The organism is Fenollaria sp. (assembly GCF_057222035.1).
Genome location: NZ_JBXXYC010000009.1, coordinates 20,283 through 42,620 on the forward strand (window position 1 = coordinate 20,283; position 22,338 = coordinate 42,620).

21 protein-coding genes and 1 riboswitch are annotated in these 22,338 nt (G+C 38.2%); of the genes, 18 read left to right on the forward strand and 3 right to left on the reverse strand.

Translation table 11 applies throughout. The features are described from left to right. Positions 1 to 220: 220 nt before the first annotated feature. The 8 genes from secA (at position 221) to AC2UOP_RS06710 (ending at position 10,194) form a co-directional block, all read left to right on the forward strand. A complete protein-coding gene (secA, locus tag AC2UOP_RS06675; protein ID WP_484833088.1) occupies positions 221 to 2,983 on the forward strand; it encodes a preprotein translocase subunit SecA in 2,763 nt (920 codons plus the stop codon). Next, a protein-coding gene (prfB, locus tag AC2UOP_RS06680) for a peptide chain release factor 2 (RefSeq protein WP_484833089.1) occupies positions 2,983 to 4,087 on the forward strand; the annotation gives its coding sequence in 2 pieces (ribosomal slippage) (positions 2,983 to 3,057 and positions 3,059 to 4,087; 1,104 coding nt in all). The genes secA and prfB overlap by 1 nt, the downstream gene beginning before the upstream one ends. Before the next feature lies 1 nt (position 4,088). Further along, entirely contained in the window at positions 4,089 to 4,505 is a 417-nt protein-coding gene (gene tsaE, locus AC2UOP_RS06685; protein WP_484833090.1) for a tRNA (adenosine(37)-N6)-threonylcarbamoyltransferase complex ATPase subunit type 1 TsaE, read from the forward strand. Between the two features lie 7 nt (positions 4,506 to 4,512). Beyond that, positions 4,513 to 5,184 carry a tRNA (adenosine(37)-N6)-threonylcarbamoyltransferase complex dimerization subunit type 1 TsaB gene (tsaB, locus tag AC2UOP_RS06690; RefSeq protein WP_484833091.1) on the forward strand — a complete coding sequence of 224 codons (672 nt, stop codon included), beginning with the start codon at positions 4,513 to 4,515 and terminating at the stop codon, positions 5,182 to 5,184. Beyond that, positions 5,181 to 5,597 (forward strand): ribosomal protein S18-alanine N-acetyltransferase, encoded by a 417-nt coding sequence (rimI, locus tag AC2UOP_RS06695; RefSeq protein WP_484833092.1) that lies wholly within the window; start codon positions 5,181 to 5,183, stop codon positions 5,595 to 5,597. The genes tsaB and rimI overlap by 4 nt, the downstream gene beginning before the upstream one ends. Next, positions 5,582 to 6,595, forward strand: a complete 1,014-nt coding sequence (gene tsaD, locus AC2UOP_RS06700; RefSeq protein ID WP_484833093.1) for a tRNA (adenosine(37)-N6)-threonylcarbamoyltransferase complex transferase subunit TsaD — start codon at positions 5,582 to 5,584, stop codon at positions 6,593 to 6,595. The genes rimI and tsaD overlap by 16 nt, the downstream gene beginning before the upstream one ends. Positions 6,596 to 8,327: 1,732 nt before the next feature. Beyond that, on the forward strand, positions 8,328 to 8,474 hold the full coding sequence (locus tag AC2UOP_RS06705; protein ID WP_480021397.1) for a hypothetical protein: 147 nt from the start codon (positions 8,328 to 8,330) through the stop codon (positions 8,472 to 8,474). Positions 8,475 to 8,729: 255 nt separating this feature from the next. Beyond that, positions 8,730 to 8,796, forward strand: a riboswitch (Fluoride riboswitch). 204 nt (positions 8,797 to 9,000) lie between these two features. Then, positions 9,001 to 10,194 (forward strand): cation:proton antiporter, encoded by a 1,194-nt coding sequence (locus AC2UOP_RS06710; protein ID WP_484833094.1) that lies wholly within the window; start codon positions 9,001 to 9,003, stop codon positions 10,192 to 10,194. A gap of 98 nt (positions 10,195 to 10,292) precedes the next feature. On the opposite strand, the gene AC2UOP_RS06715 is transcribed toward AC2UOP_RS06710, so the two are convergent. Next, a complete protein-coding gene (locus AC2UOP_RS06715; RefSeq protein ID WP_484833095.1) occupies positions 10,293 to 10,997 on the reverse strand; it encodes a B3/B4 domain-containing protein in 705 nt (234 codons plus the stop codon). Between the two features lie 227 nt (positions 10,998 to 11,224). On the opposite strand from AC2UOP_RS06715, the gene AC2UOP_RS06720 reads away from it, so the two are divergent. From AC2UOP_RS06720 to AC2UOP_RS06730, 3 genes are read left to right on the forward strand one after another with little or no spacing between them, the layout of a single operon-like run. Further along, the gene (locus AC2UOP_RS06720; RefSeq protein WP_484833096.1) at positions 11,225 to 12,457 is read left to right on the forward strand and encodes a DNA cytosine methyltransferase; all 1,233 of its coding nucleotides are present in this window, start codon (positions 11,225 to 11,227) and stop codon (positions 12,455 to 12,457) included. A 3-nt stretch (positions 12,458 to 12,460) separates the two neighbouring features. Further along, positions 12,461 to 13,711, forward strand: a complete 1,251-nt coding sequence (locus AC2UOP_RS06725; RefSeq protein WP_484833097.1) for a hypothetical protein — start codon at positions 12,461 to 12,463, stop codon at positions 13,709 to 13,711. Next, positions 13,711 to 14,157: a hypothetical protein gene (locus AC2UOP_RS06730; RefSeq protein WP_484833098.1), complete on the forward strand. Its 447-nt coding sequence runs from the start codon at positions 13,711 to 13,713 to the stop codon at positions 14,155 to 14,157. The genes AC2UOP_RS06725 and AC2UOP_RS06730 overlap by 1 nt, the downstream gene beginning before the upstream one ends. Before the next feature lie 195 nt (positions 14,158 to 14,352). Here AC2UOP_RS06730 and AC2UOP_RS06735 read toward each other — a convergent pair whose 3' ends face one another. Beyond that, the gene (locus AC2UOP_RS06735; RefSeq protein ID WP_484833099.1) at positions 14,353 to 15,483 is read right to left on the reverse strand and encodes a voltage-gated chloride channel family protein; all 1,131 of its coding nucleotides are present in this window, start codon (positions 15,481 to 15,483) and stop codon (positions 14,353 to 14,355) included. 12 nt (positions 15,484 to 15,495) lie between these two features. Next, the gene (locus AC2UOP_RS06740; RefSeq protein ID WP_484833100.1) at positions 15,496 to 16,725 is read right to left on the reverse strand and encodes an aminopeptidase; all 1,230 of its coding nucleotides are present in this window, start codon (positions 16,723 to 16,725) and stop codon (positions 15,496 to 15,498) included. A gap of 95 nt (positions 16,726 to 16,820) precedes the next feature. Here AC2UOP_RS06740 and AC2UOP_RS06745 point away from each other — a divergent pair, with 95 nt between their 5' ends. From AC2UOP_RS06745 to AC2UOP_RS06775, 7 genes are all read left to right on the forward strand, one after another. Beyond that, positions 16,821 to 17,528 carry a hypothetical protein gene (locus AC2UOP_RS06745; protein WP_484833101.1) on the forward strand — a complete coding sequence of 236 codons (708 nt, stop codon included), beginning with the start codon at positions 16,821 to 16,823 and terminating at the stop codon, positions 17,526 to 17,528. A gap of 40 nt (positions 17,529 to 17,568) precedes the next feature. Then, complete coding sequence (locus AC2UOP_RS06750) at positions 17,569 to 18,651, forward strand: hypothetical protein (protein WP_484833102.1); 1,083 nt, start codon at positions 17,569 to 17,571, stop codon at positions 18,649 to 18,651. 5 nt (positions 18,652 to 18,656) lie between these two features. After that, positions 18,657 to 19,079 carry an NUDIX hydrolase gene (locus tag AC2UOP_RS06755; protein WP_019214436.1) on the forward strand — a complete coding sequence of 141 codons (423 nt, stop codon included), beginning with the start codon at positions 18,657 to 18,659 and terminating at the stop codon, positions 19,077 to 19,079. Next, entirely contained in the window at positions 19,079 to 20,017 is a 939-nt protein-coding gene (whiA, locus tag AC2UOP_RS06760; protein ID WP_070600170.1) for a DNA-binding protein WhiA, read from the forward strand. The genes AC2UOP_RS06755 and whiA overlap by 1 nt, the downstream gene beginning before the upstream one ends. Position 20,018: 1 nt before the next feature. After that, positions 20,019 to 20,405, forward strand: coding sequence for a GrdX family protein (locus tag AC2UOP_RS06765; protein WP_019214438.1), 387 nt, complete (start codon positions 20,019 to 20,021; stop codon positions 20,403 to 20,405). After that, positions 20,405 to 21,709: a 23S rRNA (uracil(1939)-C(5))-methyltransferase RlmD gene (rlmD, locus tag AC2UOP_RS06770; RefSeq protein WP_484833103.1), complete on the forward strand. Its 1,305-nt coding sequence runs from the start codon at positions 20,405 to 20,407 to the stop codon at positions 21,707 to 21,709. The genes AC2UOP_RS06765 and rlmD overlap by 1 nt, the downstream gene beginning before the upstream one ends. A 296-nt stretch (positions 21,710 to 22,005) precedes the next feature. Further along, a partial coding sequence (locus tag AC2UOP_RS06775; RefSeq protein WP_484833104.1) for an ASCH domain-containing protein occupies positions 22,006 to 22,338 on the forward strand: 333 nt, incomplete at its 3' end.

Here is a 22,338-nt window from a genome sequence, read left to right on the forward strand (position 1 = left end):
AATGCCTATATATAATAGGAAGACATTTTTACAAAAGTCTTCTTTCGATCAAAAATACTCACGTATTTTAAATCTATGGAAAGAGAAGTATTAAAAACTATATATCACTCGTCCACGTAAAAAATAAAATTGCCATAGCCATTATCATTATTAAATTTCTTGTATTTTAATCAAAAATAAGGTATAATAAAGGGTGAAGTAATTTAAAGAGGGTGAAAATATGGGATTATTCTCAAAAATATTTGGCTCTACATCTGATAGGGCTATTAAAAAGAACAGATCACAAGTTGATGAAGTTATGGCTTTGGAGGATTCTTACTCTAAGCTATCTGACGAAGAATTAAAGGACAATACTAATAAATTAAAGGAAAGACTTAAGGGCGGCGAAACGCTTGATGACATTTTACCTGAGGCTTTTGCAACTGTTAGGGAAGCTTCTAAGAGGGTTCTAGGCATGACGCCATACAAGGTGCAAGTCGAAGGCGGCATCATTTTGCATCAAGGCCGCATCGCTGAGATGAAAACTGGTGAAGGTAAAACTTTGGTTGAGACTATGCCGGCCTACCTTAATGCGCTTGAGGGCAAGGGCGTACACATCGTTACTGTAAACGATTACCTTGCAAAGCGTGACAGGGACTGGATGGGCAAGATTTTTGAATTCCTTGGTCTATCTGTTGGCTGCATTATTCATGATATGCCTAAAGATGAGAGGAAAGTGGCTTACGCGTCTGACATAACTTATGGTACTAACAATGAATTTGGCTTTGACTACCTAAAGGACAACATGGTTATCTACAAGGAAAATATGGTGCAAAGAGAGCTAAATTACGCGATTGTCGACGAAGTTGACTCTATATTGATAGATGAGGCAAGAACACCACTTATCATTTCTGGTCAAGGCGATAAGTCTACTGACCTTTACGAGCTTGCCAAAACTTTTGTCTCAAGGCTATCGGTTAGGGTGCAAGACCCTGATGAAAAGATTGACCCGCTTGATAGATTTGTTAAGCAAGAGGAAGAAGAGGAAGAGACTAAGGACTATATTGTCAATGAAAAGGAAAGAACTGTGCTATTAACAGAGCTTGGTACTAAGAAGGCGGAAGAATTTTTTAAGGTCGAAAACCTTTCTGATATTGAGAATATGGAGATAATCCATCATATCAATCAAGCGATGAAGGCTAGAAGTCTTATGAAGAAGGACAAGGACTACGTTGTGAAAGATGGCGAGATCATCATCGTTGACGAGTTTACTGGCCGTTTGATGTTTGGTAGACGCTACTCGGATGGTCTACATCAAGCAATTGAGGCGAAGGAAGGTCTTGAGGTTAGGAGCGAGTCGAAGACTTTGGCGACTATTACTTTCCAAAACTACTTTAGAATGTACAAAAAACTTTCGGGTATGACTGGTACTGCGAAGACTGAAGAGGAGGAATTCCAAGACATCTACCACATGGACGTTATTGAGATACCGACTAACAAGCCGGTTATAAGACAAGATAATCCTGATGAGATTTATAGGACTGAGGGCGAAAAATTCGGCGCAGTTATTGATGATATCAAGGCTAGACACGAAACGGGTCAACCGGTTCTAGTCGGAACTATATCCATAGAAAAGTCGGAAGAACTATCGAAACTACTTAAAAAGACTGGCATCAAGCATGAGGTCTTAAACGCGAAGTTCCACGACAAAGAAGCTGAGATAGTTGCTCAAGCTGGACGTTTGGGCCAAGTTACTATCGCGACTAACATGGCGGGCCGTGGTACCGACATCATCTTAGGCGGTAACCCTGAGTTTATGGCGAAGCAAGCGATGAGAAGAAAGGGTCTATCTGAAGAAGAGATGGCTCAAGTTGACTCTCACGAGGATACAAAGGATACTGAAGTTTTAAAGAATAGAAAAGAGTACGAAGACTTTGTTGAACAATACAAGGATGAACTTCAAGAGGAAAAGGCTAAGGTTATTGCAGCAGGCGGCCTACACATCATCGGTACTGAAAGACACGAGTCAAGACGTATCGACAACCAACTTCGTGGTCGTGCTGGTAGACAAGGCGACCCTGGTTCATCAACATTTTATATATCGGCTGAGGACGATTTGATGCGTCTATTTGGCGGAGACAGATTTAAAAACGCCATCGACATGATGAATATGCCTGAGGGTGATTCAATTAAATCACCGCTATTGACAAAGCTAATCGAGTCAGCTCAAAGAAAGGTCGAAGGAAATAACTACGGAATCAGAAAGCACGTACTTAAATACGATGACGTAATGAACAAGCAAAGAGAAGTTATCTATACTGAAAGAAAGAAACTTCTTGATGGCGCTGATTTTAGGGACAATATCGTTGCCATGATCAAGGATGTCATAGCTAGTTTTGTTAACACAATGTGTTTCGAAAAAGAAGACTGTGGCGACTGGGACTTCAAGAGCTTATTTATGCACCTTAAAGCCATTTTCGATATAGACATGGAAGATATTAGTGGTCTAAACATAAAGGACGTTCACAAAGACGAGCTTATAGACATGCTTACAGAGCACGCATTAAAAAAATATGAGGCGAAGGAAAGGGAATTTACTCCTGAAAAATTCAGAGAAGTAGAAAGAATCGTGCTTTTACAAGTTGTTGACGACAAGTGGATGGATCACATCGATGCGATGGATCAGTTGAAACAAGGTATTGGACTTAGGTCTATGGCGCAAGAGGACCCTGCTAGAGCCTATGCAATTGAAGGCTTTGACATGTTCGAGGCGATGAACGAAGCGATCAAGGAAGATACTTTAAGAATTTTATTCCACGTTGAAGATCCAAGCAAGGTTAAGAGAAAAGAACAAAATAAGAATATAAAGGAAGGTTTTGAAGGCGATAATGCTGGCGAAAAGAAGAAGCCATTCGTTAGAAAAACTAAAAAGATAGGCAGGAACGATCCTTGCCCATGCGGAAGCGGCAAGAAATACAAAAACTGCTGCGGAAAGGACGAGTAATGAAGACTTTACAAGAGTATAAAGAAGATTACGCGGATTTTAATGAAAGATATATAAAGTTAGGAGACTATCTTTGACGTTCGTAGTCTAAAAGAGACTAAGGATAAGCTTGAGAAAAAGATGGCTGAGCCGTCATTCTGGGACGATAAAGATGCCGCAGATAAAGTTATAGACGAGCTTAAAGACATTAATACGCCTCTAGGAACTTATGAGGAGATAGGCTCAAATCTTGAGGACATGAGTGTCTATATAGAGCTATACGAAGAAGAAAGACCCGATAATTACAAGGCTCTACATGATTTATCAGAAACTATTGACAATGCGCTCGAAGAACTTAAAGTCAGGACGCTACTAGATGGCGAATATGATAAGAATGGCGCGGTCGTCTCGATACACGCAGGTACTGGCGGCACCGACGCTCAAGATTGGGCGGAGATGCTCTACCGCATGTATACGAGATGGGCAGCCGATCATGAGTATAAACTTGAGGTCATCGATTATCTAGCGGATACTGAAGGCGGCATAAGAAGCGTTTATTTCAAGGTTCTTGGTGCCTACGCTTATGGTTTTTTAAAGGCAGAGCGCGGGGTTCACAGACTTGTTAGGATATCGCCATTCGACGCGCAAAAGAAGAGGCACACAAGTTTTGCCTCGGTCGACGTCTTTCCTGACATAGATGAAAATATTGTGATAGATATAAAAGAAGAGGATTTAAAGATAGACTACTACCGCTCACAAGGCGCTGGCGGTCAATCCGTAAACACTACTGATTCAGCGGTTCGTATCACGCATATACCAACTGGTGTGGTCGCGACTTGCCAAAACGAAAGAAGCCAAAAGCAAAATAAAGAGGTTGCCCTACGTATTTTGTACGGCAAACTTGTTCAGCTCAAGGAAGAAGAGCGCAAAAAGACCATAGATGAGCTTACGGGCGACTACTCACAAATTGCGTGGGGCTCGCAAATTAGGTCTTACATCTTCAATCCGTACATGCTTGTCAAGGACCATAGGACAGATGTAGAGAACTTTGATGTACAAAAAGTCATTGACGGCGACATCGACAAATTTATCTACGCTTACCTTGATCACGTGAGGGAGGCATAGCATGAGAGAAGTACTGAAAACACTTGATGATACAAGGCGCGCCGCTGAGCATATAGCTAAGAAAATAAATATTGGCGACATAATTCTTTTAAAAGGGGAAATGGGCGCCGGCAAGACAACCATCACCAAGACCATAGTCAAGGCACTTGGTTCAGATGCTTACGTAACAAGCCCGACCTTCGCCATAATGAACGTGTATAAGGCGCCGGAGATGGCGATTTATCATTTTGATCTATATAGACTAACAAAGTCCATGGATCTAGATACGCTAGGACTTGATGACTACCTATACGATAGTGGCGCAATTAGCCTGATTGAGTGGCCTGAAGCGATTGAAAATGAGTTCAAAGACGCAAAAAAGATAAGCCTAATTAAGGACGGCGAGAGCCGAATTTTAGAAACAAATTTTGATTTTTAGAGGTTATATGAAGATTTTAAGTTTAGACAGTTCAAGTAGATATATAAGCGCGGCGCTTGCAGTTGACGGCGTTGTGAGAGGCGAGTTCAACGTTTCATACGACAGAAGCGCCTCAGAAAAGCTTGCCCTGATGGCAAAGGAGATTTTAGACATCTTTGGTCTAAAAGTGGACGAGATTGATGCCTTTGCTGTTTCGAAGGGACCAGGTTCATTCACAGGACTTAGGATAGCCGCCGCCATGATTAAGGCGTTCAGCTTTAAGGACGATAAGCCGATTTATACAGTATCTTCGCTTAAGGCGATGAGCTATCGCTACAAGGGTCTTAAATACATCGTTCCAGCGATTGACGCGAGACGCGATAGAGCCTTTGCGGCGCTTTATAGCTACGAAAATTCTTTTGAGCTAGTGAATGAGGAGCGCATATACACTTTGGATGAGCTTATTAGCCTTGTGAATGGACTTCGCGGCACTATCATTATGCCGGGCGATTTCCATGGAAAATATAAGGAAAAGTTTGGGGATAATGTTGTGGCAGGCGTTTATAGAGAGAACGAACCCATCGCAAAAGAAGTCCTTGACTACGTCATAGACCACATCGATGAGATGAGAGCCGAAGATAGATATGGCGCGATACCAATTTATATGAAGTCGTCGCAAGCCGAGGAAGATAAAAAGTGATTAGAAGGGCTGAACTTAGCGACTTAAATGCAATTTATGAGATTTTATCAAAAACCGATGACCCATGGACAGTCGGCGTCGTGGAAAGCGAGCTAAAAAGTGAAAGCTCCAAGGCCTTTGTATACCTAGGCGATGAGGGAGCTGTGCAAGGCTTTGTTGACATCAAGATTTTGTATGACGAGGCAGACCTGATGCACATAGCGGTCTCAGAAGATATGAGGGGTCAAGGCATAGGAGCAAAACTATTGGCCCATGCAATTGAAGAAGCCGAAGGCAAAGCCATTGCCTTAGAAGTTCGAAAAAGCAATTTTAAAGCGATAAATTTATACGAAAAATACGATTTTTTAAGAGAAGGCACTCGCAAAAACTATTACCATGGTGAAGATGCAGTGCTTATGTGGAGGAGAAAGTGAAACATTTAGCGATAGAAAGTTCATGCGATGAGACATCGATCGCCATATTGGACGACTTAGAAGTTTTGTCAAATGTCATAGCAACGCAAATATCAACGCACAGAGAATTCGGGGGCGTAGTGCCTGAAATAGCGTCAAGAATGCATATCGAAGCGATTTCAGGGGTTTTGGAAGAGGCACTAGCTGAGGCAAAAACTGACTTATCCGAGATCGAATTTATCTCTGTAACGAGGGGACCGGGACTGATCGGAGCCCTGCTTGTTGGCGTGTCATTTGCAAAAGCCTTGGCAATGTCCTTGGACGTGCCGATAGTGCCAGTCAATCACATGAAGGGACACATCGCAGCAAATTACATAACGACAGAGGGCCTAAAGCCGCCATTCGTCTCGCTAGTCGTTTCAGGCGGACACACCTACCTTGTCAATATGAAGGATTACTACGACTACGACTTAGTTGGAAGGACACTTGATGACGCAGCAGGAGAATCCTTCGACAAAGTTGCCAGAGCCTTGGGACTACCTTATCCGGGCGGACCAGAGATAGAAAAACTGGCAAAGGAAGGAAATTCAGATGCTATCGAGCTTCCACGAGTTATGATGAAGTCTGGCGACTATAATTTTAGTTTTTCGGGATTAAAAACAGCCGTGCTAAATTATCTGCATAATGAGGAGCAAAGAGGCCAAGAAGTGAATAAAGCAGACGTTGCAGCCTCCTTCCAAAAAGCCGCAGTTGATGTACTCGCGAAAAAGGCAGTCGATTTAAGAGATGAGCTAGGCTATGACAAGATAGTATTAGCAGGCGGCGTATCGAACAACAAGGCCCTACGCGAGGCACTAGCTAAGGAAGAGAAGGCACATGGCTTTAAATTATATTATCCAAAGCCAGTTTATACCACAGATAATGCCGCGATGATAGCTGCACAAGGGTATTTAGAATATTTGAAAAATAAGCAGGGGTTGGATTTAGATTTTGAAGTGGATCCAAATCTTGGTTTATAAATACTTTTGCATTCGATTTGCGATCTTGGCTAGTTTCGAATTATTTTGTCGCTGCGGAGTGCTCTAGCACACCTCACTCCAAAAAATTCTGTACAACGCCAATCTCATCAAATCGCTCTGCAAAATTATCTCGTTTGCTCTGCAAAATTGACCGATAAAACTGTTTATTAAAATTTTCCTACAAAATTGTTTGGAGAAAATGTGAGTAAACAAAAAAATCTAAAAGCAAATAAATTAAACAATTATACTCAATAAAAGAGGGCACTATGCTCTCTTTTTTTGTGTTAGTATTTGATTTTTTGCTCAAGTGAAGTTTAATCAAAAATATTTTTCAAAAATTAAATGCGAAAAAAACTAAAATTTTAAAAAGATATTCTCATAATAATTATAATTTCTTAGGAAAAGAAGAACCCCGTCCATAAATGGCCGAGAACCTTACTGCTACGCATCGTGATGATTGGGCGAAATGGAGCTTTGAAGCAAGCGGAGTGTAATCAAAAAAGCTAAAATTTAATCGATCCACATCAAAATAAATAAATTCTTTCAGCAGAAGAAGAACCTAGTACATTGAAATGTACTAGAACCTTTACGCTACGATGAATAAGGCGAAGTACAGCGAACGCCCGAATGAGGTGTAATCAAAAAATTTTCGCAGAGCGATGAAGAACCTCGCCCATAAATGGCCGAGAACCTTTGCGCTATGCTGAGATTGGCGTTTGAACACAAAAAAAGCTAATATTTAAAAAGATAGTCTCATAATAATTATAATTTCTTAGGAAAAACTAGATGATTGCGCGAAATGGAGCTTTGAGGCAAGCGGAGTGTACAAAAGTACTCGAGCATTGATGAAAAGCGAATGAGCGCAAGGGCTAGTTTTAACAAGAAATTAACAAATAAAAATAGCTAGTAGATCAAATACTAGCTATCCATCCCTTGACGATTTCCTTTAGGTTCAATCATCGCTTTAACAACTTCCTTTCGTTCGTGTGCTTCAAAAGAACATCTTATACATCCTTTCTTAGCGATCTTACTTTGTAGATTCATCCATATGCACTTCATTGTTTAATTTTCACCTTGAAAAGATAAGTAAATCTCCCTTAAGAGATGAATAAAAGTCTTTTCATAGTCGTGACCTTTAACACATGTCATCTACCATCGTCATAAATATTAAATTTTATTTCTAAATTACCTCCACTAATAAATATCTTATTCTTCTTATATAAGAATTAAGAGAATATGATTAAACAAGCACTCTTGCAGCCATCGCCGCTTGAGGTTCATCTAATTAGACTTTATTTACCTTTGATCCGCTTTCGCTCTCAAATAGTAAAACTTAAGTCATTCATTCCTTGCTAAAATATTTAGCTTCGTATCTATATAAAGTCAAGGGATGGAGCTAATTTTCTTTTTCAATAGATGTTATCCATCTATCTTGGTTATAGTATAGCATGCTAAATCGATTTTGTCAAGTACTTTTTTTAAAATTCATACTTTAGTAGTACGTTTTTCCGTTAAAACGGCAATATCATTCATAAATCTTTATAAAAACATTGAAAGTATAGATAAATTTTATAGCTTTGGGTATATATAGGCGGGTGATGATATGAAAATAGAAATAAAAAATAAAGCAGCGGCAAGACTTAACGAGCTTGGCGTTAAGGAAAATACAGAAAAGGCCCTACGCATCAGGGTTTTAAACTACTCCTGAAGGGGCGCCATCTATGGCGTGACTTTGGATAAGTCAGATGAAAACGACATAATCATGGACGTTGATGGTTTTAAAATTTGTGTGAACAAGAATATGGATTATATTGAGAAATTTACGATTGATTATTCGACGAACCCGTTGGCTAAGGGCTTTCAAGTCTACGTTGATTAAATTTTGCGTTCGAATTGCGCCTAAGGCTTGTTTCGCTCGCTTCCTCCTTGCGGAGTACTTGTATGTACACCTCAGTCGGTCGCTCGCTGTACTTCGCCTTATCCATCATAGCGCAAAGGTTCACGCCCAGTTATGGACGGGGTTCTTCTTTTCCTAAGAACTTTAGTGTGCTTAGGCTCAGTAACATGAATAATTAAATAAATTATTTAAAAGCACTTGACAAAATCTATAAAATTAATTAAAATAATTATATAATAAATACATGGGAATGAAGTTCTCCCACAAAATGAAACCGCTATAAGCTGATGACTTCTGTTTTTACAGGAGCAGCAGCTTTTTTTGTGGCTTCTAGAAGATTATAATAAAAAGAAAATAATTGTAAGAAGAAAATATTTTTGCTAAGAAATTTGATGGATGAAGCGATGTGGAGTTTTGAGACAAGCGGAGTGTACACGTAAGTACTCGAGCATTGTCGAAAAACGAACAAGCTTCAGGCGCAAATTTATAGCAAAAGAAAGGAGTTTTTATGATACAATCACTCGCATTTATATTATTATTAGGCTTAATACTAGCAGAAGTTTCAAAACGTCTCAAGCTGCCACGCATAGTCGGCATGCTATTTACAGGGATTCTCTTAGGTCCCTTCGTACTAAACCTCTTAGACCCAAAAATCCTATCGATTTCGGCTGAACTAAGGCAAATCGCTCTACTCATCATACTGATCAAGGCAGGACTATCCTTAGACTTAAGCGACTTAAAAAAAGCAAGCAGACCAGCACTTTTACTAAGTTTTTTGCCAGCGACCTTCGAAATTTTGGGCTATGCACTTCTTGCACCCATTTTGTTAAAAATTCGTGCCATTGACGCCTTGCTTATGGGCGCCGTACTAAGCGCAGTCTCACCTGCAGTCGTTGTGCCTCGTATGTCCATGCTCATGGATGAGGGCTACGGCACGAAAAAAGCAATACCGCAAATGATTATGGCGGGTGCATCCATGGACGACATCTACGTAATTGTTCTATTTACAAGCTTTTTAGGCATGGCAATGGGTAAAGGCGTTGACCTAAGTAAATTCGCCGCGATACCCATCAGCATAGTTCTAGGCATTGCAATAGGCGCGGTCTTTGGGCTTGTGGCGAGCTTTGTCTTTGAAAAATCATTTTCAAAAAAACATCTAATAAGAAATAGCATGAAGGCTCTAATCATCATGGCACTAAGCTTTTTACTCGTTGCAACCGAGGGACTACTTAAGGGAAAAGTCGCAATTTCCTCGCTTATAGCCGTCGTTACCATGGCGATGACCATCAGAATAAAGAGTGTGGAGAGCGTTTCCTCGAGACTTTCGTCAAAATTCGCTAAGCTTTGGATAGCTGCCGAGATAATGCTTTTTGTGCTTGTTGGAGCCGAGGTAGACATACGCTACACACTAGACGCTGGGCTCATGGCTGTCGTCATGATATTTTTAGCGCTTGCGTTTAGAACAGTCGGGGTAATCATCTCAACCGCAGGTACTGGACTTAATAAGAAGGAAAAACTATTCACAGTTTTTAGTTATCTACCGAAAGCGACAGTGCAAGCAGCGATAGGCTCTGTGCCACTAGCTATGGGACTTGAAAGCGGCAAGATAATTTTATCAGTCGCAGCACTTGCGATACTTATTACTGCACCACTTGGAGCGACGATGATGGATTTGACCTATAAAAAATTCTTAGAGAAATAAGCTAGCAGTAAAACTAATATATTAAATTAAACAAAATAAAACAAAACAAGGGCATATGGTCTAGACCATATGCCCATTCTTATTATTAAATGTATTTATTAATTTAATGATACTTCTGGATTGTCCTTATCTAATATGTGTACTGCCACATCAGCATTTAAGTACTTAGTAAGGTTTTCTTTCAAAAATTCAAGAGCACCTTCAAGCGCATCATATCTATCCGGATCAACTAGCTCCATAATCATGAAAGCGTTCTCAGTATCCTCTGTAATCATGGTTCTGATGCCATCACGCCAGTTAAAGCATCTGCAGATAGCACCCTTGTCGTCCTTGTAGCAAAGTTCGCCCTCATAAGTCTCAGACGGATCCTCACCTATAGCTTGAAATTCATCGCCGCCCTCAGTGATAGTTAATTTTAAATCGCCAACGAACTTGTCAGAGTCTTCAGCACCGCATGGAAGCGCAAACTTAAGCGATGCAGCGTTATAGATGTCAACTAAAGTATTGATCGAGCCAACGATGTTGCCCTTAGAAAGTCTCTTTAAAAGCGCTTCAATCGAGCATCTTGCGCCTTTTTTAGTCTTAAACTTCTTGTAAGCCTCTCTCCAAACAGCTACCTCTTTATTCTCACTAAGCTGTCCAGCTACAAGATATTTTTCAGCCTCATCATTCGCATCAAGCAGCATCTTTTTTACTTCAATCGGGCTTTCGTCCGAATTTTCCATGTTCTTAATTAGAATTACCCCAAGCTTCGCCTCAGGAAATAATTCAAAAAAGCTTTTGTCCGCTATAAATTTACTCATTTCTTCCTCCTTAAATATTTTCTCGTTGTACTTATTATAACATAAAGAGACGTTATTTGCAAAACCATAATTATAGTATAGCCACTTCGTCTATTTATATGCAAAATGAAAAATAGGGGGAACTTTCCCCTTAATTTTCAGTCAGCTTATTAAAATTATTTAATTTATTTAAGTTAAACTTAAAAATATGATATAATAAGATTAAATAATTTTAGATTGAATCCAAAATGTTTTTTGTTGAATGGAGGAAGAAAGTGAATAGGCAAGAATGCTTGTGGGATATATGGGATAGTAGAATTCCTGTACAAAAAAGTCTTTACTTAAAAGATGATGAAATCATATATTATAATCTTGATAATTTTGTTGCGGAGCCTGATAAGCTAAAGATGTTAGATTTATTTTGTGGTGCGGGCGGTTTTGCTGTAGGCTGTTCATGGGCCGGATTTCAGTCTATATTTGCAGTTGATCACTTTGCACCAGCAATTAAGACGTGGCGTAGGAACCACCCTAATGGAATTGCTTGTTTAGGAAATATTAAAAATTTAAATCCTAAAGAAGTAAAATTGCTTTTAGAAAAAAAAGGTATAGAACATGTTGATTTAATAACTGGCGGTGTTCCATGTCAAGGTTTTTCAATCTCTAATAGAAAACATAACGATAATGATGAAAGAAATTTTTTATTTATTGAGTATATGGAATTTGTGAGAGAATTTATGCCAACATGTATAATCTTAGAAAATGTGTCAGGTATGAGAAGTACTGCGTCAGGTCATTTTGAGCGGGCAATAAAAGAGAGTATGGAAAATCTTGGATATGTAGTTTCCATAAATCTTGTAAATGCTGCTAATTATGGTGTACCACAAATGCGACAAAGACTTATTTTTGTCGGAATTCAAAAGGATTGTGGAATGAGTATCCCATATATTTTTCCAGAAGGAAGATATAAAGAAAAATTTCGTACTGTTGAAGAAGCAATATCTGATTTGCCACCGTTAGGAAATAATGAATCAGCAAGTAATTATGCATGTGAGCCTTTAAATGAATATCAAAAGCTAATGCGAGGTCTTGGGGTTATAAAGGATATTAAAAATTTAGATCGTGTATATAATCACGTTGCACCAAATCATACACAACAAACTATAGACAAAATAGCTTCTACTTTGCAAGGTCAACCTATGTATACTAAATTTAAACAAAGAATAAGACTAAGAATGGATGCACCAAGCCCTACTCAACTAGCTGGAGGCATTAGACCTCAGTTTCAGTTTGGACACCCAACACAGCCAAGAGGCTTATCGATTAGAGAAAGAGCTAGGATACAAAGTTTTCCAGATAGCTATATATTTGAGGGAGGAGTTGTACAGGAGCGTGTTCAAACAGGGAATGCTGTGCCACCGCTTTTAATTTATAATATTGTTAAGCCAATTGCTGATGAGATTAAATCTATGAAAGGAGAATAGAATATGTATAGAATTTGGTATAGTACTGAGAGTTTTGTAGATTTTATTATTGATAAAACTTTGTTAGCTAAAAAAGATGTTATAAAGAAAAAAATGTATGAAAGTGATGCTAATAATCCTAACAATTTTCACAAGATGCCAGATCATATTAGAAAGATTTTATATTTAGATGCACCTGATTTAATAGTTGAAAAAGATGATGAGCCAGTTTTTTCTATAGAAGTAACTACTGAAGCTGGTACTGGGCACAATGTTTTTCAAAGATTTGCTAGATTAGCTGCTTCTGTAGAAAATAATGTGCCTACTATATATATTTATCCAGAAGCGAAAATAATATCTAGAACGAAAGTATCTGAGAAATGGGATATGATAAATCCTTTGATATTTAATGCTCTTGAATCGGTAATGAGTGTTTATAATATACCAGCACTATTATATTACTTCCCTACAGATGATATTAATAAATATCGTGATAATGTTAAAAGTGCGCCACATATAAAAAGCAGAGGGCTATGTTTTGATTCTAATATAATAAAATACACAGGATGTCCTGACTCATCAGCAGACAGTATGATTAATATGTTTGAAGCTTTAAATGAAATAATTGAGGAAACAGAGAAAAAAGGTGTTATTGCAGCCCGTAAAGATCTTTTAAAAAAGTTAGTTATACGCAAGCAACGCAGGTTTATGAATAAGGAATATAATAAAAAAATTGAAAACAAACTTTTAGAAAACATGTCTCCTATGTCAGCTGTAGTAGAAATACCAACTTTGTATCTAATAAATTATTTATCCAAATATGAAACTAATGGCTATAAAATTGGAGAATTATTAAGAAATCGAGAGGTATCGTGTTTATATCAGGTAAATGCTGCATTTAGAGGGGATCCATATCCAGGCTGTCTTTCTGCGATAGACTATATGGTATGCAGAGAGGGAATGACTTATGAAGACAGAAAAAAGAACCTTATTATGGTATGGGGGTTAATCAATGTCGATGAGAAGAATCAAACTATAAGCATAACAAATGATAAGAATTCAAGCATTAAAGATTTTTTTTCGGCAGTACAAAGTAGTTCCAGATTAAATTTATTGACTAAAAATTATAATGATTTGAAGAGCAAAGATATACCTAGATATTTTATGCAAGCTAGGTATGGTTCAACATATTCTAAGGTTAAACATATTAGAGTTTATTCCTACTTTGCAGATGCGATTCTTTTTCCTGATGGCTCTTTATGGAGGGATGCTTAATGACAGAAGAAAATGTTACAAAAACTTTATTGAATTGGCTGATAAAACGAAATTGGCAAATAGTATGTTTTGATTTTCCGCAAAGCGGTACTGGAATACTGCTACATCCAAATAATAAAAGTTCTGAAAAAAATAAAGATTCAATAAATGTTGATATTGTAGCGGTCAGAGACAATATTTGTGTGTTTTTAGAAAATAAAAATAGATTTTGCTATTCTGATTATAAAAAAATTAATTTTTTAATTAATGAAAATGAGTATTCAAAATCAATAGAGAACCTATTATCAGATTATACTGTTGATAAGATATACTATGGAATTGGAATACCATCAAACAAACATTCTAAACAATCAAAGGATTCGGAAAAACTTGTAGATTTTATTTTAGGAGTGGAAGAAACTGGTGGTGTTTCAGTATTATATAATCCTAAATTAGTTAATTTTTAACAATTGTATTTAACAAACGTTATGTGCTATATCATACTATTAATACATTATTATTCTATTTATAGGCTATGATTTTTCATAGCCTATTATTTCTTTCCTTCACAATAAAAGCGCATCACCCGATGCGCTTAAAATATTTTCAAAACTATTTTCTAATTCAATCAATATTTTTAATTTTAATCAATTTAATTAAATTTATCTATCCAAGTTATTATAAAAATCATCTACGCTTCTTGCTTCGTCGTCTTGGTAGCGTCTTGGTTTGTCTGTGTAGTCGTATCCGTCATCTTCGTATATGTCGTAGTAGTCGTAGTCTCTGACTACTCTTCCTGTTCTAAACTCGTATTGGTTTGTGTAGTCGCACATCGCCATTTGTGAGTAGACTGTTGAATAAAGCGTAGCGCATATCCAAGGGATGGCTGCTAGTGCAAATACCCATGGCGCTCTTAGTCCTGTTGCAATAAAGGCTATAACTAGTGTTGCGAAGCCTCCTACTACAAAAGTGCCTATATAAATAATTAGCATTTTGCCTATCCAGTTGAGTATAAATCTATTGACTATGCCAAAGGCTGCGCTGATGCATGTACCTATGCCGATGTACTTGTTTGTTGTAACTAAGTAGTAGGCGAAGGCTCCTGCTAGGCCGATGTAGAAGTTTACTAGTGCTAAAACTAGTGTCATGATTATGACTATGGCATCATAAGAGCCTGTCATAGCGCTGATTATACCAAAGATTATGGCTGTCGCGCCAGATATTAGTCCAAAGATTATTGTTATTGCTATACCTTTAATAAATTTGATGAATACGGACTCTGTTACGTCTTTTACAACTCTATTCATCTTGAATATCCACTTGTTAACGTGTGTAACGAAGGCGATGGCGATTAATTGAATTGCTATGCCCATGATTAAGAAGCTTAGTATCATAAGTGTTGATGTTCTTGTGATATTCATGAAAGCGTTTAGGTCTTTATCGTTTAAGCCGCCGCCATCTTTAAAATTCTTGATGCTGCCCATAACGTCATCAAAGCTTTCTGCGTCATCTAGCTCGTTTGTGAAATCTTCTAGACCACTGATATTTGCATCGATTTGATTATTCTTTCTCATTTGGATATTTAATGCCTCTGATGAAATTTGCATTATGGATCCAACGTTTAAGGCTAGAAATCCGCCTATAAGCACGATGTAAACTAGTGCAAAGCAAAGAAGCGCCTTGATATTGTTTTTGATATAGCTGTTTGTTGCTTGGAAAATCTCTGTGATGCCGCTTGCTCTGCCGCCTTTCATCTTAGGATTAAATTCATCGTATACAAAATTTTCGTTCATAATTATTCCTCCTTAAAAGGCCCAATTGCCTTTTTCAAATATTTTGTATTCTTTATTATCTTTATACCCAATTATCTCTGTTGTTTCATCACCAATCATAAAATCGACATGAATTTTGCTATCATTTATACCATTTTTAAGTAATTCTTCTTCGCTCATGGCAGCGCCGCCTTGGACGCAAGTTGGGTAAGCAGCTCCAAAAGCTAGGTGGCACGATGCGTTCTCGTCGAAAAGTGTTGAGTAAAATAATTTTTTACTATTGCTAATAGGTGAGTCGTTTTGCACAAGGGCTACTTCGCCTAGCATACAAGCGTTTTCATCTGTCGCGATTAAATCCTCTAATAATTTTTGATTTTTCTCTGCTTTTACTTCTACGCATTTACCATGCTCAAATCTTAGTGAAAAGTTTTCAACAAGTTTACCTGATAGTGATAATGGTTTTGTCGCATAAACTATGCCACTCACCCCATCTCTTTTAGGAGCGGAGAAAATTTCTTCTGTCGGGATATTGGCTGTGAAGCGAACGCCTGTCTCGCTCATGGATGAGCCGCCTATCCATAGATGATTTTTTGGCATCTCTATAGTTAAATCAGTACCTAATTTTGATCTGTAATGAAGTTTTTCGAATTGCATTTCGTTTAAGTACTTAGCTTTTTCTTGTATAGTGTTTTCGAAATCGTTCCAAGCCTTGTCTGGATCAGAGCCATCTACTCTAACTATCTTAAATATTAAATCCCAAAGCTCTGATATACGCTTGTCTTCAGATACGTCTGGTAAAACTTTATCTGCCCAAGCCTTTGATGGCACTGCTACGACACACCATGGATTTATGTCGTTCATAGTGTATTTTTGGAAAGGTTTCATCAGATTTGCGTTCACGCTGCGCATAAGCATAAGTCTTTCAGGAGAGACGTCCTTCATTAGAGACGGATTTGGTGCGATTACTGATAAAAAGCCTGCTTTTCTCTCTGCAAAATCAAGCATCATATCAAGCTTCCACTCAGGTGCGTGCTTTATCGCCTCTTCACTCATCATCATCGCGCTCATTCTGTCACATTCGTCGTCGTGAATCCTTACAATTACTTCACTTGCGCCTCTATCGTAGGCAAGTTCAGTTAGTTGTCTTACGAAGTCCATCGCTTGGGTCGAAGTATTTATAACTAGCGGCATGCCTTTTTGTACGTTTATGCCCCTTTCGATAACAACTTTCGCATAATTTTTTAATTTATCTTCAAAATTCATTTTGCCCTCCTTAGTAAATAAAGTATTAAATACACTCTTCTTGTGATATAATATATATTATAACATATTTATTAAAAATATGTAATGGAGGCCGTATGAAAAAATTTAGAGATTTAATAATTTTAGATGAAATGAATTTAGTTCTTGCTTGTGATAGCGCTGGGGGCATAGGCGAGAAGCCATGTGACGAAGTTTTTGCAAACATTGAAATGGTTTCATATTATGCAGCTTTTGTGCCAATAGTTGAGGCGATATGCGCAAGAAGCACGCCCATGGTCTTGATTGACACGCTTTGTAACGAAAGAGAGCCCTATGGCGAAAAAATTATTCGCGGCATAAAAAGAGCGATGAGTGAAGCGGGCATGACGAGTGAAAATGCTTTTACTGGTTCAAGCGAAGAAAATTTTTTAACAAATATGACTGGGATAGGCGTTACAGTTTTGGCTAGGGGGATAGATATACGCAAGGCGCAAAAAGGCGATCGGGTCTACGCCATCGGTCAGGCACTTGTCGGCGAGGAGCTTATAAAGCATCGTGACAGAGCCATGAGCATGAGCGATTATATATATTTGAAGGAGCAAAACTATATTCATGACATCGTTCCCATCGGCTCAAAAGGTGCGGCACATGAAATAGCTGAGATCGAGTCACACTCAGGTTTAAGAGCGCGCATAGTAAATCATGATTTTGATTATCATAAATCGGGCGGGCCATCCGCCATTTGCCTAGTCACTATGAATGAAGATGACTTTAATAAATTAAATTTAAAAAAGGACGCGAATTTGTTAGCTTTTATGGAGTAAATGGGTATAAATATGTTTAGAGTACTAGGAGGAGAGTCAAATGAAGAAATTTAAGTTCTTAATAATTTTTTCTGTCATGCTAATAGTTTTGACAGGATTTAATGCTTTTGCAAAGAGCGAAAATAAAATGACTTACAAGATGAATCTCATGGAGGACGCGATGTATGTAGACGTCAAGATCGAGACGGAGCACACAAGTTTTAAATTTGCAATCGATGTACCAAAGGGCGCTGAAGTCTACGATGTAGAAGGAAAGAGCCTTAGAGATAGTTTTGAGTCGGGAACAAAGTACATCTTTGACTTTAACGGCGGCGACAAAGAAGTTTCATACAAGATCAAGGGCCTTCCAAAGGCATTTAAAAGAGCGGACGGATTTGTTTTTGGTCTATATAGAGCTTTTAACACGCATATCAACTCCATTGACATAGCCTACGATAGCGTTTATTATGACGAGCCGGTATATGAACTATTTACTTCCAAGGGTCTTAACGCTACTTTTGACAATGGTAAGACTGGCCTTTACGATATTGACGAGCCTATTGACATAGCTATAGGCATTAAGTATCCGAAGAATGAGTTTGTGAACGCGCCTTATGAGGACATGGACTACGAAGACTATCGAAACGATGAGCTTATGAGGACGCAAATTACACGCATTGACAGGCCTGGCATTTCGGAGATAGTTCTTAAGGGGCTTATAGCTGTGGCACTACTTGCATTTATAATAGTCGGATTTTTAATGACAAAGAACCAAAGATTTAGAAATAAATTTAGAATAAAGAAAAAATACGAAGAAAAAGAAAAAAGAGGCAAAACTTTTGACATAAATGACATAGATGAGTACATTTATTTAATTTATCAATTTTATGACATAAAAGAGGATAAAATTGCTAGCTACTTAGGCGTGGACGAGGCTGACAAGCTTGTCGAGGAAAAATTAACCAGTTCCTATGAAGTGCTATTAAAAAAGGGATATATAGAGAAAGAAGACTCTGATTACAGCGTGGCTCTAACAAAGAAGGGCAGGCTGAAACTAGAAGAGATACTTATCAAGAAGGAATATTTACTCAGTCAAGACAATATTTCAGATGAGGAAGAAAAATTTTTAAGATTGTTCAGGTGATTTAGGTGAGGGTACTTAGCTCAGGAGGCGTAATTATCAATAACAATTTAATACTACTTTTGAAAAAGTACAACGGCGACTACGTTTTACCAAAGGGCAGGATAGAGCGTGGCGAAAGCATTCAAGAGGCTGCGCTTCGCGAGGTAAAGGAAGAAAGTGGAATCACTGGCGAGATTAAAAAATATTTAGGCAAGATTGAATATTCTTTCATTAACAAGGTAAGAAACATAAGGATTGATAAGACAGTGCATTTCTTTTTGATGTCTACAAAGGACACTCACACTAAGCCTCAGAGCATGGAAGGCTTTAAAACGGCAAAGTTTTACGAAAGAGATGAAGCGATCAAGCTTATGAAATACAGCCAAGAAAGAGAAATAATCAGAAAAGCTATAGAAGAGTACGACAGAGAGAAGAATGAGGAGAAGTAATGAGTTTTTCACAAAAAGCTAAGGACGAAGCGGCTAAGCTGATGATCACAGACGAAGACACTTCCCTTGCTGAGCTTATGGCATACGTGAGATATGTCTCATCCATTAGCTTTATATCAGGGAAAGTCGCTGTTTCATTCAGAGTGCAAAAAGCGGCTCTCGCGAGACGAATTTTTACAGTAATCAGAAATTTATACGATACAGACCTTGATGTAGGTATCTCAAAGATGACGCAGCTAAAAAAGATGAACATCTACACAATCGTCCTAAACGATACGGATATAGTTATGCAGATGTTTAAAGACACGCGCATGGAAGGTTTTTTGGACGTGAACAAAGTGCCGAGAGCCATCAAAGAATCGGACGATATGAGGAGGAGCTACTTAAGAGCGGCCTTTTTGGCAGTCGGCTCCATCACTAATCCAGAGCGCGGCTACCATCTCGAAATGCTCTTCGAAAGCGAGTTCGAGGCAAACGAGGTCAAGGACTTGATGAACGTCTACGGTCTTGGGGCGAAGTACGTTATGCGTAAAGGTAACTACATCACTTACCTAAAAGGCGCCGAGGAAATTTCAGATTTTCTCACAGTTATAGGCGCGATGAGAGCAGTGCTTAGCTTTGAGAATATCAGGGTAGTTAAGGACGTTAGAAATAATGCGAACAGACGGACCAACTGCGAAACAGCCAATATACAGAAAACAGTCGATGCATCGACAAGGCAAGTAGCTGATATAGAGTACATCGACGAAATGATAGGCCTAGATGCACTAGATGCTGATTTAAAAGAACTCGCTATACTTAGACTGAACAACAGAGACGCATCACTTGCAGAGCTTGGAAGGCTTATGGAGCCAGAGCTTGGCAAATCAGGCGTAAACCATAGACTTAAAAAACTAGCTGAGCTAGCAGAAAATTTAAGAATAAATGAGGAGAATTAAAATGAAAAGAACCATAGTTACAAACAACGACTACGTTAGAGACAAATACAAAGATGACTTCGATATGATCTACATAGACAAAGTCGATAATTATACAGGTGTTTTACTTAAGGCAAGAGACCTAATTCACGAAGGATATAAACTACTTACACATCCACTATCAGGCTCAGTTAAGCCGAATGAAACACCATTTAAGACAATTATTTTGGAAAAAGGCAAAGGACTTGACCAAGACGGACTTATCATAATTGAAGAAGCAATCGGAACCATTAACAAATTTTTAAATATCGAGAAAACACCCGATTACAACGAGCGCGTCATCGACGACTGCAAAGTCATAGACCTTTCCATCATAGACAACACAATCAATTTAAGAAGTTCAATCTAATGAAAGAGTTTTACATTGAAGATATGACCAGTCAGCTAAGGGGCGTTGCTAAGTCCGAGGGACTGGTCTATTTTATTAAAGGAGCCGTGCTTGGCGATACAGTCACAATCACAAACGAAGTGAAAAAGAAGAGCTTTATCGAGGCAGATGTCTTGGATATATTCTCGCCATCGGAGTTTCGCGTGGACGGAGCAAGTGATGAGGCGATCTTATCCTCTCTTTCTTATGAAAAAGAATTTGAGTGGAAAGTTAATGGACTTAAGATGAATCTTAAGAAGATGGCTGGGCTTGACGTGGACGTAGAAGAATATATGGCAAAGACTTTAACTCACTACAGGGACAACACACAGGTCAAAGTCGCTCGTGGGGCAAATGGTTTTGTTAATATCGGATATTTTGAAGAAGGCACAAATACAGTAGTCGACTCAGAAGAGATGCTCTACATGAATAAGGAAGCGCTTTCGGTTTACAAAGGACTTAGAAAATTTGTAAAAGAAAATTATAAAGGCTACGATTGGAAGGCAAAGAAAGGCGATATCAAGGACATAGTCTTTAGAAATAACGAAAAAGATGAGCTGATGATTACCTTTGTATCGCACGATGAAATTATTATCGATATTGAAAAATTAAAAGCAGCCATAGACATGAGTAGAGTCAAATCCATTTATCTAAACATAAACGATAAATCAGATAAAGTGCTTTACGGAAGAAAATTTACTAAGCTATATGGTGACGACTTTTTAAGCGTAAATATCTTGGGACTTGATTTTAAGATCTATCCGCAAACATTTTTGCAAGTGAACTTAGAGATGATGGACGTTTTATATAAAAAAGCACTAGAGTACCTAGGAGACGCAGCAGAGATGGACGTCCTTGAGCTATACTCAGGCATAGGCACAATAAGCTTATGCGCCGCCAAAGAAGCAAAATCAGTAACAGCAGTCGAAGTCGTAGAAGCCTCAGTTAAAAGCGCAGACGAAAACGCAGCCGGCAATGGCATAAAAAACGCAAAATTCATACACGCCAAGGCCGAAGACGCGATAAATAGAGTATTGAAAGAAAAAAGATACGACGCAGTCATCGTCGACCCGCCGAGAAAGGGCCTAGACAAAAAAGTAGTCGATATGCTAAATGCGAGCGGCATAGAAAAGATTGTATACATCAGCTGTAACCACGCAAGCCTAGCCAGAGACATCGCCTTGATGAGTGAGGTGTATAAGGTAGAGAGAGTGGCCGCAGTTGATATGTTTGCAAGAAGTGGACACTTGGAGAGCGTTGTATTGATGACAAGAGAAAATGAGTAACCAGACTTTGAAAGGCTTAAAATTAATAGGTGTATGATTTTTAGATTCAACAATAAGAGTCTGGAAATTTTGAAATTAGTTATCAGAAATGTTTTCTAAATACTTGCTTGCAGCAACACTATAAATATTATGGAAAGGTTGTAGCACCAAGTAGGTAAGCATTTTCAATAATTTCCTCTTAGCTTCGCTTGCGGAAATTAAGAAAATTGCTTAACACTTTAGATATTTTGGTAGGTTATGTCAACGGTATGGACGGGGAAGAATAAGGTAAATTAGAATTTGTAAGGAAGATAATAATGAACATGAGAGAGCAAATTGAAAAATACATTAAAGAAAATCAATTAAATGTTAGTGATGAGTCTATTTGGAGTTTTGATGAGAGTATTGAAGAGGAACTGTTATATTTAATATCTCATGGAATAAAAACCGCCACATCTTCACTGTATAAATTTTATGAAATGGAAAATGAGGATTTACCAAAAGTTGGCAATTTAAGTATCATTACAAATAGTAAAGATGAATATCAATTTCTTATAGAAACTATTAGAGTTGAAATTGTTCAGTTTAAAGAGGTATCGTCTGAACATGCATATAAAGAAGGTGAAGGAAACAGAACATTAGAATATTGG